The organism is Parafrankia elaeagni (assembly GCF_000374165.1).
GTDB classification, from domain to species: domain Bacteria; phylum Actinomycetota; class Actinomycetes; order Frankiales; family Frankiaceae; genus Parafrankia; species Parafrankia elaeagni.
Genome location: NZ_KB893772.1, coordinates 153,400 through 167,177, shown reverse-complemented (window position 1 = coordinate 167,177; position 13,778 = coordinate 153,400). Strand labels below are relative to the sequence as shown.

Sequence of the window (13,778 nt, the reverse complement as noted above, 5' to 3'; positions counted from 1 at the left end):
TCCGGCGGCGGTGCGGGCGTCAGCGTGAGGGGACCGTGAGTGACGGTGCGGCCGCCATGCCCCGGCGCCGCCCCGTACTCCCGCCGCGGGGCGCCCGCGGCGCGGGAACCGGCAGCGGCCCGGTCTGCAGGTTCGCGTACCGGGTCTCCTTGCGGACCTGGTACACCCAGCTCTTGCTGACCGTGACGCCCCACCGGCCGAGCAGGGCGACCGCCGCGGTCGCCGAGCCACCGGTCTCGTCGAGTGCCCGGATGATCGCCGCCCGCTTCACCGACGGATCCGTCGTGTCGAGCCCGTTGAACGGAACCGGCGTGAGGCGCCGCGGCCCGCTGCCCGGCGCGGGGGTGTCGGCTGACGCTGCCGGGGCTGTGAAGGTGCCCGTCCCGGCCGCTGTGACGGGCGTCGGCGGAGCGTCGACGGTCTTCCCGGCGCTGTCCGCTGCCGGCGTGACCTGACTGACCGGCGTGATCTGACTGACCGGCGCGGCCGGACCGCCTGGTTCGGCGGCGGGGGATGCCGGGGGGGGAGCCGCGGGGGGAGCCGCGGCGAGGCCGGTGGAGCCAGCGGCGGCGGCAGCGGGGGCGGTGACAGGTACTGCGGTGGTGGTGGTGGTGGTGGCATGCACCGCCTCGGCGGCGACGGCTTCGGCGTCCGCCGTGGCCCCGGCGTCCGCGGCGTCCGCGGCTTCGGCGGCCGTGCTGGTCGCGGCCGTCCGGCGGTCGGGGTGGATCTGCCGCATGAGCAGCTCGTACGAGCCGAGCAGCGCCAGTGGCGGCCAGCCGGCGATGATGCGGGCGGTCGCCGTCGGATCGGCATGCAGGACGTTCGCGGCGAGCGACGCGCAGGCGCCTGCCGCCAGCAGGGTGGCGGACAGCCAGGACCGCCGCCGCCCGGCCCGCCGGTCCGCCAGCATCGCCATCGAGGCGGCCACGATCAGCCCGTCGACGCTGAACGGCAGGACGGTGGCGGTCACCGTGTCCTCGCCGTGCAGGAGAGCGACACCGCGCATGTGCCGATAGGACACGAACGCCGCGACGGCGGCGACCGTGGCCACCGCCACCACGGTCGTGATCCGGATCGCCCGGTCGGAGCGTCCGGCGGCCCGTCGTGGCGCTGCCGCCGCATTGCCGTTTTCCACACCGATCACCTGATTTCCGGCTTAGAGCCGTAAGTCCGGCAAGTTCTCTCCGCAAACGATGACACGCAGTACGGATGACGCGAAATCCGGGCCGGACCGGCCACCACTCCGGTGCCGTCCGCACCAGCGGGCTGTGCGTGTGCGCGCCCGGGTGCACCCGGTCCGTGACCCCGGCGGCAGACGGTCTCCGGCCGCGGCGGCCCGCTGTCCGGGTGTTGCCGTATTGCCCGCGGAATGCGTGACGATTGCGGGTGGAATGCGTGACAGCGGTGGAATGGGCCGTAGTGTGCATCTCGTCAGGGCGCGCGACCGGGAGCGAGGCTGCGGTGAAGGTCGTGACGATCGCCAGCTACAAGGGCGGGGTGGGCAAGACCACACTGTCCGCCAACATCGGCGCGGCGATCGCGCGGATGGGGCGGCGGGTCCTGCTGGTCGACCTGGACCCGCAGGCGAACCTGACCCTGAACTTCTACGACGCCGAGACCTGGCAGGCCGGCCTCGCCGACCGGCGCCGCACGGTCAAGGCCTGGTTCGAGTCCTGGCGCCCGCACACCGCCCCACCGCCGCTGGCCGGGTACGTCACGACCCCGCCGGCCGCGGCCGGCGTCATCGCCGGGGGCGGGGGCCGGCTGGACCTGCTCGGATCGCACACCGCCCTCGGCGACATCGAGATGGATCTCGTCGGGCGGCTCGGCGGGGCGCAGGCGCACCGGTCCACCCGGTACTACTTCGACGTCTACCAGCAGCTCGCGCTGGGGCTGGCGTCCTTCGACCCGTCCGACTACGACCTGGTCATCCTCGACTGCCCGTCCCACTTCGGGGTGATCACCCGGGCGGCCGTGGCCGCCTGCGACCACCTGCTCATCCCGTCCCGGCCGGACAACCAGTCGACCCTCGGCGTCGAGCACCTGATGCGCCGGCTCGGCCGCTTCGTCTGGGAGTACAACCGGGTCGCCGAGCTCCAGTCCGGGCTGCACCCGGTGGTCAAGCCGCTCGAACCGAGGCTGCTCGGGGTCGTCCTGACGATGGTGCAGTACTACCGCGGGGCACCGACCCGCTTCCTGCGCCCGCACATCGAAGGGGCCCGCCAGCTCGGGATCCCGGTCTTCGACGCGATGCTGAAAGTGAACAACCGCGGCTTCGCCGGCGCCGCCGACCTGCCGCTGCCGGCGGTGCTCGCCCCGGACCTCACCCTCGACCTGGCCCGCGAGCTGTTCGGCCTGGTCGAGGAGTTCCTGGTCCGGGTCGGGGCGGCCCGCGGCCAGGCCGCCCCGACCGGGGACACCGCCGTCCCCGTCACCTCCGCCTGGATGTCCTGACCGCCCGCCGGGTCACGGGGTGATCCACAGCCGTTCGGGGAGCAGTGAGCCCAGCCCGTACTGGGTGACGCCACCGACGTCCCTGGCGGCCATCACGCCCGGGTTCGCCCGGACGGTGAAGACGCCGGGCACCAGGGCGACCAGGCGGTCCTGGAACGTCCCGTAGGCGGCCCGGCGCTGCTCGGTGGCGGTCGCGGTGCGGCCGGTCCGCAGGGCGGCGTCGAGCTGGTCGTCGTCGACACCGGGGAAGTTGCCCCGCGAGTCGCCGCGGAACGCCGTCCACACCCGCGGGTCCGGGTCGATGAAGCTCGCCGACCAGACGAGCATGTCGAAGTCGTGTGTGATCGCCAGGCGGGTGTTCTCGGCGAAGTCGACCGCCCGGACGTCCACCGTGACGTTGTCGAACGAGCTGAGCTGCGCCTGGATGTTCTCGGCGGTGTCCTTCATCTCCGAGGTGTTGTAACCGGTGAACGTGAACGACACCGGTCTGCCCTCGGCGGCCAGCTCGTCGAACAGACGCTGCGCGAGCGCCCGGTCTCCCCGGCGCAGCGGGGTGTCGACATACAGCGGCGACGTCTCGGAGAACAGCGTGTCGACGGTCGTCGCCGCACCGTTGTAGACCGCGAGATCGAACGCCTCCAGGTCGATCGCGGCAGCGACGGCGCGGCGGGCACGGAGGTCGTCGAACGGCGGCCGCCGCATGTTCATCGCCAGGAAGAGCCCGCCGCTCAGCGGGGTGACGTCTGTCGTGTACCCGGCCTCCGCCGCGCGGGCGAGACTGTCCGCGTTGGTCTCGATGACGATGTCGGCGCCGTCGCTGACCAGGGTGTTGTAGCGCTGCCCCGCGTCGTTCGAGGTGCGGATGGTGATCTCGTCCAGGTAGGGGCGCGGGGCGTCCCAGTAGCGGGCGTTGCGGGTCAGCTGGATGCGGTCCTGGCGGGTCCAGCTCTTCAGGGTGTACGGCCCGGCACCGACCGGCGCCCGGTCGAACGCGGCGCGGTCACCGGCCAGCGCGGCCGGGGAGGCGATCCAGTTCATGGACGTCGTGAGCAGCGCGCGCGGGAAGCTCGGCACCGGCTCCGTCATCCGCACCGCGAGGGTGGTCGCGTCCACCACCTCGGTCGCGGCGATCAGGGAGGCCTCGGACAGGTACGGCGAGGCGAGCACCGGGTCGCGGTGCCGGTCCCAGTTGACCTTGACGGCGGCGGCGTCGAGCGCGGTCCCGTCGGAGAAGAGCAGGCCGGGCCGCAGCCGCAGCGTGAAGGTCGCGCCGTTGTCGGTCGAGGCGAACGACTCGGCCATGGTGTAGTGGATCTCGTCCGTGCGCGCGTCGTTGACGAGCAGCGTGCCGTACAGGGCGTTGCCGAGGAACCCGCTGATCTGCCAGGCGTTCGTCATGGTCACCGGGTCCATCGAGGACGGCTCGCGGATCTGCATGACCTGCGCTGTGCCACCCGCCACCGGTTCACCACCCGGCCCGCCCGCGCTGCCCGTACCGGCGGTCCCCGGCGCCGCGGTGGAACCGCTCCCGCCGCCACAGGCGGCCCCGAGGGCCAGTACGGCGCAGCAGGCGGCGGCAGTGGCGAGTAATCGTCCTCGACGGATCATCGTCGTCCTCTCGTGGGTGCCGGCGGCCCGCCGGGTCGTCGCGGTGCTGCCCGGTGCCTGGCCGGTGGCAGCGTGGCCGGGGCGGGGGAGCCGGCCGTGCGCCCGGCGCGCTCCGGGAAGGCGGCGGGCCCGGGGCCGACTGGCGGTAAGTCACCTGTCTGTCACAGCGTAGACGGGGCGCCGGGTCCGATCCGGCAACATTCGCGAAATGCTGAACGACCGTTTGAGGCGCTGGTGACCAGGGCAGATGCGGTGCGGACGCGGTGCGGAGGGGCCGGTGGCCCGGATCCGGCGGTGTGCCACCAACCGCGCCGGGCCCACGCGTTGCATACTGGCAGAGATGAGCCAGTCAGCAGTTCCCAGACGCCACCTGCCGACCAGCCCGTTCAAGGCACCCGTGGTGGTGCCGACCCCCCGGTTCGCCGAGGGTGACCGGGTCGTGCATGACTCCTATGGGCTCGGTCGGGTCACCCGGGTCGAGGGGGAGAGCGCCGTCCTGGTGGACTTCGGTTCCCGCCAGGAACGCATCCCCAGCCCTTTCGAGGGCATGTCCCACCTCTGACACCGCCGGTGCACCGGCGCCGCCCGTTCACCGGGCGACGTCGGTGGCCGGTGCGGTCAGCAGGCGCCGCCACCGGTCGGGTGTCGCCGGCCTTCGGCGACGCCGGAAACCGGGGCCGGGCCCGAGGGCCGCCGTGCCCGGCGAGCGCTGTGCCCGGCGAGCGCCCGGTTCGGCGAGCGCCGAGTTCGGTGACGTCCGGTCCACCCGGCGAGATGCCCGGCCTACCCGACTGCCCGGCCTACCCGACGATGTAACGGCGGGGGATCCAGGTCTGGCTGTCGATCGGCGGTCGCTGGTAACCCCGGCTCTGCCGCGGCGGAAGTGTCATGTCCGGGTGGGAGACCCGCTCGTAGGGCACTGTCGACAGCAGATGGCTGATCAGGTTCAGCCGCGCGCTGCGCTTGTCGTCCGCGTCGACCACGGACCAGGGCGCCTCCCGGATGTCGGTGTAGTCGAACATGTGGTCCTTGGCCTCGGCGTAGTCGACCCAGTGCGCCCGGGCCTGCAGGTCGAGGTCCGACAGCTTCCACCGCTTCTCGGGGTTCCTGATCCGCTCGGTGAAGCGGCGCTCCTGCTCGTCGTCGCTCAGCGAGAGCCAGTACTTGACCAGCCTGATGCCCGACCGGGTCAGGGCCCGCTCGAACTGCGGGCAGAACCGCAGGAACTCCTCGTACTCCTCGTCGGAGCAGAAGCCCATCACCCGCTCCACCCCGGCGCGGGTGTACCAGCTGCGGTCGAAGAAGACGATCTCCCCGCCGGCCGGGAGATGGGTGATGTACCGCTGGAAATACCACTGCGCCCGCTCCCGCTCGTCGGGCTTGCCCAGCGCGACCACCCGGTAGTGCCGGGGGTTGAGCCGCTCCGTCATCCGCTTGATCGTGCCGCCCTTGCCGGCGGTGTCCCGGCCCTCCATCACGACGACCAGGCGGGTCGACGTGGCGACGATCCACTCCTGCATCCGCACCAGCTCCGTCTGCAGCCGGGCGAGCTCCTTCTCGTACCCGCCCTTCGACAGCCGGACGGGCGCGGCCGCAGCGGCGCTGTCGGCGGCGTGCTTCGAAACGGCGGCGCCGTCCTGGCTCGGATGGACGGTCACGGCGGCCCCTCGGGAAGGTCGGCTCCGGGCGCCCTCGCCCCGGGCCGAACGCGGCGGTCCGGCCCAGCGTAGGCGCGGCCCGCCCGCCTGTCCGCCCCTCGGACGGATGCCCGGAGCTCGTATGGATGCCCCGAGTGGATCAGCGGCCCGGGTGCAGGTGCGCGACCGCCGCGGCGCGGGCCAGGTCCAGGACGACCTTCGGGGGCAGGCCGGAGGACGCGGCGAGCGCGAGAACGTCGTCGTGTTCGACCGAGACGTTGACGACCTCGCCGTGGGAGGACGCGACCTTCACACCGACCCGGCCGCCGGCCACCTCGACCCGCAGCGCGCGGCGGGCCAGCGCGGTCTTCGTGACGATGTGCTCCCTGACCCCGATCGACGTGGTGTGGCGGAAGAGCACGTCGCGGACGCGGTCGACGGCGTCGGGCTCGCACAGTACCGAGAGGGTGTGTGCGGGCCGGCCCTTCTTCATCAGGACCGGGGTGAGCCAGGCGTCCGCAGCCCCGCCGGCGAGCAGCGCCTCGAGGGTGGGCGGCCACAGCCGCGGGTCCAGGTCGTCGACGTTGGTCTCCAGGACGACGCTGTCGCCGTGGCGGGCGCCGTGCGCCGGCCCGGCCCCGGCGAGATCCGGCCGGCCCACGACGAGCCGGGCGACGTTCGGGTGCCCGGGGATCTCACGGCCGCCGGCACCGAGACCGACGGCGGTGGTGCGCATCAGCGGCATCGCGCCGAAGCTCTCCGCGAGGGTGACAGCCAGTGCGACACCCGTCGGGGTGGCCAGCTCGGTGTCGACCGGCCCGCCGGCCGCCGGCGCCCCGCTGGCCCGGACCAGTTCGAGCACCGCTGGTCCGGGCAGGGGGATCGCCCCGTGGGCCGTGCCGATCCGCCCGCCGCCGAGCGACAGCGGGCTGCACACCAGGCGCTCGATGCCCAGTGCCCGCAGGGCGGCGACGGCGCCGACGACGTCCGCGATGCTGTCGAGCGCGCCGACCTCGTGGAAGTGGATCTGTTCGACCGGGCGGCCGTGCACGTGAGCCTCGGCGGCTCCCAGGGCGCGGAACACGTCCGTGGACCGTCGCCGCACGACCGGGTCGAGGCCGGAGGCGTCGAGCAGGCCGAGGATGTCACCGAGCCCCCGCGCGGGCTGCTCGGCCGCCGGTGCGCAGCGGACCAGGACCTGCGTCGCCCGCAGGCCGCCGCGGTGCACGGTCCGGGCGTCCAGGGTGACCGTGTCGGCCAGCCCGAGAGCGGCCACGGCGGAGCGCAGGACAGCCAGGTCGGCCCCGGCGTCCACACAGGCGCCGAGGAACATGTCGCCGCTGATGCCGCCGGTGGCGTCAAGCCAGCCGACCGTCGCCGCGGGGGAGTCGCCCGTCATGGCCTCATCATGGCCGGCGGCGGGCAGGCCCCTGCCGCCCGCTGTCAGATCTCGTCCCAGGGGACGGCGGCGTGCAGGCGGCGCAGTGCGGCCATCACCTCGGGGTCGGGGGGGACGAGGGTGTCGTCGATGCGCTCGACGGCCGCCAGCCCGCGCGCGTTGGCGACGAACACGGTGTGGAACCCGCCGACCTCGGTCAACCGGACCGGTTCCCGCCGCGTTCCCGCGACCGTCGGCGGCCCCGTGCCTGACGCGGACGCCGACGCCGACGCGCTGGTGAGGGCGGTGGCGCGGAGCTGTTCGTCGAGCAGCGTCATGGTCACACCGCACAGCGACGGCGCCTCCGGCCAGATCACCGTGGCCGTGGCCGTGGCTGCCGGGCGGTGGCGGGCCGGGGCGGCGACGAATCCGATGGTGGCGACCGTCGTCTCGCAGACCCGGCCGTCCGCGGTGACGAGCAGGGCGTCGTCGAAGCCGCGCCGGCGGGCGAGCCGGCTGCCGTGGAGCTGGCCGAAGGTGCCGAGGTGCTTGATGTGCGCGAACGGCCGCTGGTACTGCAGCGAGCACAGCCGCAACGGTGCGCCGGCGGGCTCGGCGGGCCGGCCGACGGAGACCAGGACCGAGACCGCGCCCGCCTCCCCGGTGGGAAAGACCACCACCCGCACGGTCGCGTCCACCCGGCCGGCCGGGACGCCGGCCCCCTGCCCGGCCCCGGCCGGTGCCATCACGGTCGGAGGTGCCATCACGGTCGGAGGTGCCGTGACGGTCGATGCGGCCGCGAGCGCGTGGCGGATCCGGTCGCGGACGAGGCCGGCGTCCAGGGGAGCGCCGTAGAGCTCCTGGTTGGCGTGGTCGAGCCGGCTCAGGTGCAGGGCGAGCCCGCGGACCCGGCCGGCGCGGACCTGCATCGTGGTCAGGTGTCCGTCATTGGACAGCGCGAGGTCCCGCAGGCCGGTTCCGTCGGCGGGACGGCCGTCGACCTCGATGTACGGCGGCCGCTCCACGGCGCTCACGGTAGACCGTCAGGGCTGTGACCGGTGGGGTTCCGCGGCCTGTGGCCGCAGTGGTTCCGGGGCGCGGGCGGGGAGCCCCGGGAGAGATCACACGGAGTGAACCGAGGAGGATGTTGTTCTGCCGGCGGGCACTTCCGCCGGCGCGTACGGTGGCATTTCCGAAGAGGATCTCCCGTCCCCTCGCGCCGGGTGCGGGCGACGACTGCAGCCGTGATGGATGGAGGTCTTCGGTGACGTCCGAGACAAGGCACGCGCAGGCGGCGGGCCGGCCCTGGTCCCGCGGCGGCGGGGCGGGGCGGGCGGCGGAGACGTCCGCCGTGCACCTGCTGGACCTGCTGAGCGAGGTCGTCTTCCGGACCGACGCCGACGGCCGCTGGATCTACCTCAACCGGGCCTGGACGGATCTGACCGGCTACGAGGTCGGCCCCAGCCTGGGCGCGCGCTTCCTGGACTACGTCCATCCGGACGAGGCCGCCTACGCGTCCGCGGTGTTCGCCGACCTGGCGCGGGGCACCACGGGCCAGTGCCTGTACGAGACCCGCTACCGGACCCGTGACGGCGGCTACCGGCGGGTCCAGATCCGGGCGACGGTGCTGCGCGGCCCCGCCGGGGAGGTGCTCGGCAACACCGGGACGATCGTCGACGTGTCCGGTTCGCGGTTCGCGGTCCAGGTGGTCGGGGAGCACGCCACGCTGCTGGAGTCCGTCACCGCCGGCCGCTCCGACGAGCTGCCTACCGGCGTGGCCGTCTATGACCGGGACCTGCGGCTGCGCCGGTCCTCGGGCGCGGTCGAGCGGCTGGTCGACGTACCGCTGCGGGTGGGTGACCCGCTGGACCGGCTCGCCGAGCGGGCCCGCCCGGCGGACTGGCGGTCCCGCTCGCTGAGCGGGAACTGGGGGCTGGTTCCGGTAGCGCTGCGGACGGGCCGTGCCCAGCTCGGCGACCTGGAGCTCGTGGGCGCGGGCGGGGCCGGCCGGTCGCTGCGAGCCTCGGTGATCCCGTACGAGGAGGGCGGCGAGGAGCTGGCGGCGGTGTCGCTGTGTGACGTCACCGATCTGCGCCGCGCCGAGCGCCAGCAGGCGGGCCTGGCGCGGCTGGGGCAGCACGCGCTGGCGGGCGCCGATCTGCCGGCGCTGCTCACCGAGGCGGTCGAGCTGGTTTCCACGACCCTGGAGGTCACGGTCTGCGAGGTCATCCGCGATGCCGGCGACGCCGCGGCGTCCGGCGGGCTCGCCCGGGTGGCCGAACCGCCCGCGTCGGTTGCGCCCGCCGCCCTGGGTACCGGGCCGATCTACCTCACCGGGCCGCTCGCGATCGAGGCCCGGTCCCTCGTCCACCTCGCACTCGACGTCGACGAGCCGGTCGTCGCGAACAACCTCGATGCCAGTCCGCATCTGCGCAGCGGATGGTCGGACGCGGGCCGGGCGCAGGCGGCGCTCGCCGCCCGGGTCGGCTCGTCCGCCGCGCCGTTCGGGGTGCTCGCCGCGGCCAGCACGATGCCGCGCCGGTTCACCGCCGACGAGGCACGCTTCGTCCAGGCCGTCGCGCACCTGCTCGGTGCCGCGGCCGACCGGGAGGCGGCCGAGCGCCACGCCCGGACGCGCCACGAGGAGGCGGAGCGGGGCCGGGCGTGGCTCGCGGCCCGTGCCGAGGTCACCGCCGGGGCGATGGCCGCCGGCCAGCAGCAGGCGCTGATGCTGCTGGCCTCGCTGGCACGTGGGGTGACGTCCGCGGATGTGGGCGCTGTCGCGTTGCCCGACGAGGCGGGCAACCTGATCGCCACCGAGGTCGACGCGGCCCCGCACCGGCACTGCGATCCGGAGACGCTGCACGGTCTGGCACTGGCGCTGGAGGCGGCGGAGAGCCGGGCGGAGTTCCTGGCCGGCCGGCCCGTCCACGTCGACGGGCTGGACGACTCCGATTCCTGGAGCGGCCCGATCCCGCTCCCGGCCGCCCACGACGCGCCCGCGCGGGACGATGCGACAGCGCGGGACGGGAGGACATCCCGGGATGCGAAGACAGCGCGGGGCGGGAGGGCGGCGCGGCCGGAGGCGGATCAGGACGGGCCGGTGGACCTGGCCACCGCCGCGCGGCTGCGGGAGGCGCTGGTCATCCCGCTCACGGCCGCGGAGCGACCGATGGGTGCGCTCGTTCTGGGGAACAGCCCGGACGCCACCCCGTTCGCCGCGCGGGACACCGAGCTCGCCGGCGCGTTCGCGCACGATGCCGCGATGGCGGTGCACCTCGCCGAGGTGCACCGCGACCGTGCCCGCGCCGCCGTCGTCCAGGACCGCGAGCGCATCGCCCGGGACCTGCACGACCTCGTCATCCAGCGGCTGTTCGCGATCGGCCTGCACCTGCAGTCGCTGAGCCGGGCCGTCGGTGACGTCACCGCGGCCCGGCTGAACGCCGCCATCACCGGACTCGACTCGACCATCGACGACATCCGGCGGACGATCTTCAGGCTTGGGCCGACCCCGGCCGGGGTGTGACGCCGGACAGGCTCCCCAGGAACGTCGTGTTGTCGTAGAAGTGCTCGGTCTCCACGAGGCGCAGGTCGGGTGCGCAGCGGGCGACCGTGACGCCGTAGAGCTCGATGCGTTCACCGGTCGGCTCGGTGCCCTTGTAGGGGCCGCTGAAGGTGCCCCAGTGGCGCCACTTGAAGGTGATCACGGGCGGCGGCGAGTACACCTCGAGGACCTCCCAGAAGAAACCGCCGGGGAAGGCCTGGTGGAAGACCTGGTGTGAGGACTCGAAGCTCTCCTCGGCGGCCGAGTAGTAGGGGTTCTCGCCGATCAGGATGTTGTAGCTGCCGCGTTCGGCGAGCTCGGCGGCGTCCGCGGGCGGGCCGCCGTTGAGACTGACCTTGATCCGGTCGGTGACCATGCTGACCCACTGCGCGGGGTCGGCCTTGTGGGACAGCTCCATCTCGAAGACCTGTACGAGCTGCTCGACGATGTCGGCGAGCGATCCGGGCTCGTGCCGGGTGGTGCGCTCGCCGGGCATGACCTCCCGGGAGAGGTGGTAGTCGGGCGGGGCGCCGTGGCGCCAGCGGGCGTCGGGGCACGCGGCGATGACCGCGTCCCGGCCCTGGAGATGCAGCGGAGTCGTGCCGGTCGGGCTGTCGTCGCTCACCGTGTCGTCCTCCGTGGTTCCGATGCGTCGTGCGCTCGGGTGTGTTGTTCGGTCGGGTGACGTGCCCAGGCCCTGCCCGGGACGGCGATGGCGTCCCGTCAAATTGCGACTATTCGGCGCAAATCAGGTCTAATTCGAGTCTGGACGGAGAACAACCTGCCAGGTCCGCGCCGTTTGTCCTCGACGGAACGTCGAAGGTCCCGTCGGCAGGGGCACATGGACCATCGGGGAGGGTCGAAGGGTAGCCCAGGGGTGCCCTGGTTTCACCCTCCGTGGCGTGCGCTGGATGCCCGCCCGCCTGGCGGGCGTCCGTCCCCGTGGTCGCTGGTGGGTTCTACTGCGCGGGCAGCCGCGCGGGGCGCGGCCAGACGCGCTGCCCGTGCCGGGTCTCGATGCCGGCGTTGAGGCGCTCGACCATGTCGGCGAAGGTGCGCACCTCGGCCGGTGACCAGTCGCCGACCAGGTCGCCGAGGTGGCTCAGGACGATCTCGCGGTACTCGGCGACCCGGCGGGTGCCCTCGGGGGTGATCGCCAGTTTGCGGGCGAGGCCGCCGTCCGGGTCGGGTATGCGCTCCGCGAGGCCGGCCTGCAGCATCGCGGCGGTCTGCCGGTTGACGGTGGAGACGTCGAGCGAGAACGCCTCGGCGAGCTGGCCGATGCTCATCGGCCCCTCCGCCTCGAGCCGGCTGAGCAGCAGGTAGGCGGAGCGGTCGAGGTGCGGAGCGCGGCGGCGGCGGGCCGCCGCGGGCAGGATGTGATGCCGGCTGAGCAGCATCAGCTCTCGTTCGAGATCCCGCAGGCTGTCCTGCACCCGTGCCTCCGTGCGACGTCTCCGCGGCCGGGGCGGAGGGTGTGACTTTTCCCCAGTCTACGGCGGCGGGTTCGCGGATGTGCATTATGCATGGTGCGTGTACCATGCATATTTGTGACGGCAGAAGCGGAACCGGCCTTCCGGGGGCGGCGGTCCCGTTCCAGCACCCCCGGCCCCCGGCTGTTGATCGCCGTGCTGGCCGTCGCGGGCACCGTCGCCTCGTTCATGCACACCCTGGTCGTGCCGATCATCCCGGCGCTGCCGCGGCTGTTCCACGCCCCGGCGGCGGACACCAGCTGGATCATCACGATCACCCTGCTCGCCGGCGCGGTCGCGACGCCCGTCGCGGGGCGGCTCGGCGACATGTACGGCAAGCGCAGGGTCATGCTCGGCAGCGTGTGGCTGCTCGTCCTCGGCTCACTGGTCTGCGCGCTCAGCACCTCGCTGGCGCCGATGGTGGTCGGCCGCGGGCTGCAGGGCCTGTCGACGGGGCTGATCCCGCTGGGCATCAGCCTGCTGCGTGACGAGCTGCCCGCCGAGCGGCTCGGCTCCGCCCTCGGCCTGATGAGTTCCTCGCTCGGCATCGGCGGCGCGCTCGGCGTGCCGGTGGCCGCGGTGATCGCCCAGACCTTCACCTGGCACGTGCTGTTCTGGATGGCCACCGGGCTCAGCCTGGCGATCCTGCTCCTGCTCTGGCGGGTCGTGCCCGAGTCGCCGGTCCGCGAGGCGGCGCCGGGCCGCTTCGACGTCGTCGGGGCGCTCGGGCTCGCGGCCGGGGTGAGCTGTCTGCTGCTGGCGATCTCCAAGGGCGGCACCTGGGGCTGGGTGTCTCCCGCCACCGTCGGTACGGCCCTCGCCGCGGTGGCCGTGCTCCTGCTGCTCTGGGGACCCTGGGAGCTGCGGCACCCGTCTCCGGTGGTGGACCTGCGGGTCAGCGCCCGCCCCCGGGTGCTGATGACCAACCTGACCTCGGTGGTCGTCGGCTTCGCCATGTACGGGATGGGGCTGGCGGTGCCGCAGATCCTGCAGCTGCCGACAGCCACCGGCCACGGGCTGGGCCAGTCGATGATCGTCGCCGGGGTGTGCTTCGCCCCGTTCGGCGTCGTCATGATGCTCGCCTCGCCGTTCACCGCCCGGGTCTCCGCACGGTGGGGCGCCCGGGTGACCCTCGTGCTGGGGTCCGGGATCATCGGCGTCGGCTACCTCATCAGCGCGTGGTTCATGCACTCGATCTGGCAGACGGTGCTGATCGGCCTGATCTCCGGGGTCGGGGTGGCGCTCGCCTACGCCTCGATGCCCACCCTGATCATGGCGGCGGTGCCCGACACCGAGACCGCGGCGGCGAACGGCCTGAACACACTGATGCGCTCCCTGGGCACCTCGTCGTCGGCCGCTGTCGTCGGCGCCATGCTCGCGAGCATGACCGTCGTCTTCGACGGCGGGCGGGTGCCGTCCGCGGCGGGTTTCCAGGCGGTCTTTCTGCTGGGCGCCGGTGCGGCGGTCCTGGCGGTGCTGCTCGGCCTGTGCATTCCCGGTCCGGGCCCCGGGCCTGAGGCGGGGCGGGCGCCGGCGGCCGCCGTGGTTGTCGCGGTCACGCCGGCCCCCCGGCGTCCCACCGCCACCGCCGCCACCGCCGCCACCGTGGCCCCCGTGGCCCCCGTGGCTCCCGTGGCGTCGAAACCCGGCGACGCCGGAGCGTGGCTTGCCTAAGATGTCGG

11 protein-coding genes are annotated in these 13,778 nt (G+C 73.7%); 4 read left to right on the top strand and 7 right to left on the bottom strand.

Annotated elements, in window-relative coordinates; translation table 11 throughout:
- Positions 1–19: 19 nt before the first annotated feature.
- Positions 20–1,138 carry a DUF2637 domain-containing protein gene (locus tag B207_RS42445; RefSeq protein ID WP_268258227.1) on the bottom strand — a complete coding sequence of 373 codons (1,119 nt, stop codon included), beginning with the start codon at positions 1,136–1,138 and terminating at the stop codon, positions 20–22.
- Positions 1,139–1,464: 326 nt separating this feature from the next.
- Here B207_RS42445 and B207_RS0128565 point away from each other — a divergent pair, with 326 nt between their 5' ends.
- Positions 1,465–2,457, top strand: coding sequence for a ParA family protein (locus B207_RS0128565; protein WP_026311545.1), 993 nt, complete (start codon positions 1,465–1,467; stop codon positions 2,455–2,457).
- A 12-nt stretch (positions 2,458–2,469) separates the two neighbouring features.
- Here the strand turns inward: B207_RS0128565 and B207_RS0128560 are convergent, their stop codons facing one another.
- Positions 2,470–4,065: an ABC transporter substrate-binding protein gene (locus tag B207_RS0128560; protein ID WP_084692365.1), complete on the bottom strand. Its 1,596-nt coding sequence runs from the start codon at positions 4,063–4,065 to the stop codon at positions 2,470–2,472.
- A gap of 340 nt (positions 4,066–4,405) precedes the next feature.
- Between B207_RS0128560 and B207_RS0128555 the strand changes: the two genes are divergently transcribed.
- Positions 4,406–4,627, top strand: coding sequence for a hypothetical protein (locus B207_RS0128555; RefSeq protein ID WP_026311544.1), 222 nt, complete (start codon positions 4,406–4,408; stop codon positions 4,625–4,627).
- Positions 4,628–4,865: 238 nt separating this feature from the next.
- On the opposite strand, the gene ppk2 is transcribed toward B207_RS0128555, so the two are convergent.
- The 3 genes from ppk2 to B207_RS0128540 form a co-directional block, all read right to left on the bottom strand.
- Entirely contained in the window at positions 4,866–5,642 is a 777-nt protein-coding gene (gene ppk2, locus B207_RS0128550) for a polyphosphate kinase 2 (protein ID WP_026311543.1), read from the bottom strand.
- 220 nt (positions 5,643–5,862) lie between these two features.
- Positions 5,863–7,101, bottom strand: coding sequence for a nickel pincer cofactor biosynthesis protein LarC (gene larC / locus B207_RS0128545; RefSeq protein WP_018640117.1), 1,239 nt, complete (start codon positions 7,099–7,101; stop codon positions 5,863–5,865).
- 44 nt (positions 7,102–7,145) lie between these two features.
- On the bottom strand, positions 7,146–8,114 hold the full coding sequence (locus B207_RS0128540; RefSeq protein WP_018640116.1) for an aminotransferase class IV: 969 nt from the start codon (positions 8,112–8,114) through the stop codon (positions 7,146–7,148).
- Positions 8,115–8,344: 230 nt separating this feature from the next.
- Between B207_RS0128540 and B207_RS0128535 the strand changes: the two genes are divergently transcribed.
- Complete coding sequence (locus tag B207_RS0128535) at positions 8,345–10,606, top strand: PAS domain-containing protein (protein WP_018640115.1); 2,262 nt, start codon at positions 8,345–8,347, stop codon at positions 10,604–10,606.
- On the opposite strand, the gene B207_RS0128530 is transcribed toward B207_RS0128535, so the two are convergent.
- Positions 10,575–11,249, bottom strand: coding sequence for a hypothetical protein (locus B207_RS0128530; RefSeq protein ID WP_018640114.1), 675 nt, complete (start codon positions 11,247–11,249; stop codon positions 10,575–10,577). The genes B207_RS0128535 and B207_RS0128530 overlap by 32 nt on opposite strands.
- A gap of 334 nt (positions 11,250–11,583) precedes the next feature.
- Positions 11,584–12,060, bottom strand: coding sequence for a MarR family winged helix-turn-helix transcriptional regulator (locus tag B207_RS0128525; RefSeq protein ID WP_018640113.1), 477 nt, complete (start codon positions 12,058–12,060; stop codon positions 11,584–11,586).
- A gap of 90 nt (positions 12,061–12,150) precedes the next feature.
- Here B207_RS0128525 and B207_RS0128520 point away from each other — a divergent pair, with 90 nt between their 5' ends.
- Entirely contained in the window at positions 12,151–13,770 is a 1,620-nt protein-coding gene (locus B207_RS0128520; protein ID WP_084692364.1) for an MFS transporter, read from the top strand.
- Positions 13,771–13,778 lie beyond the last annotated feature (8 nt).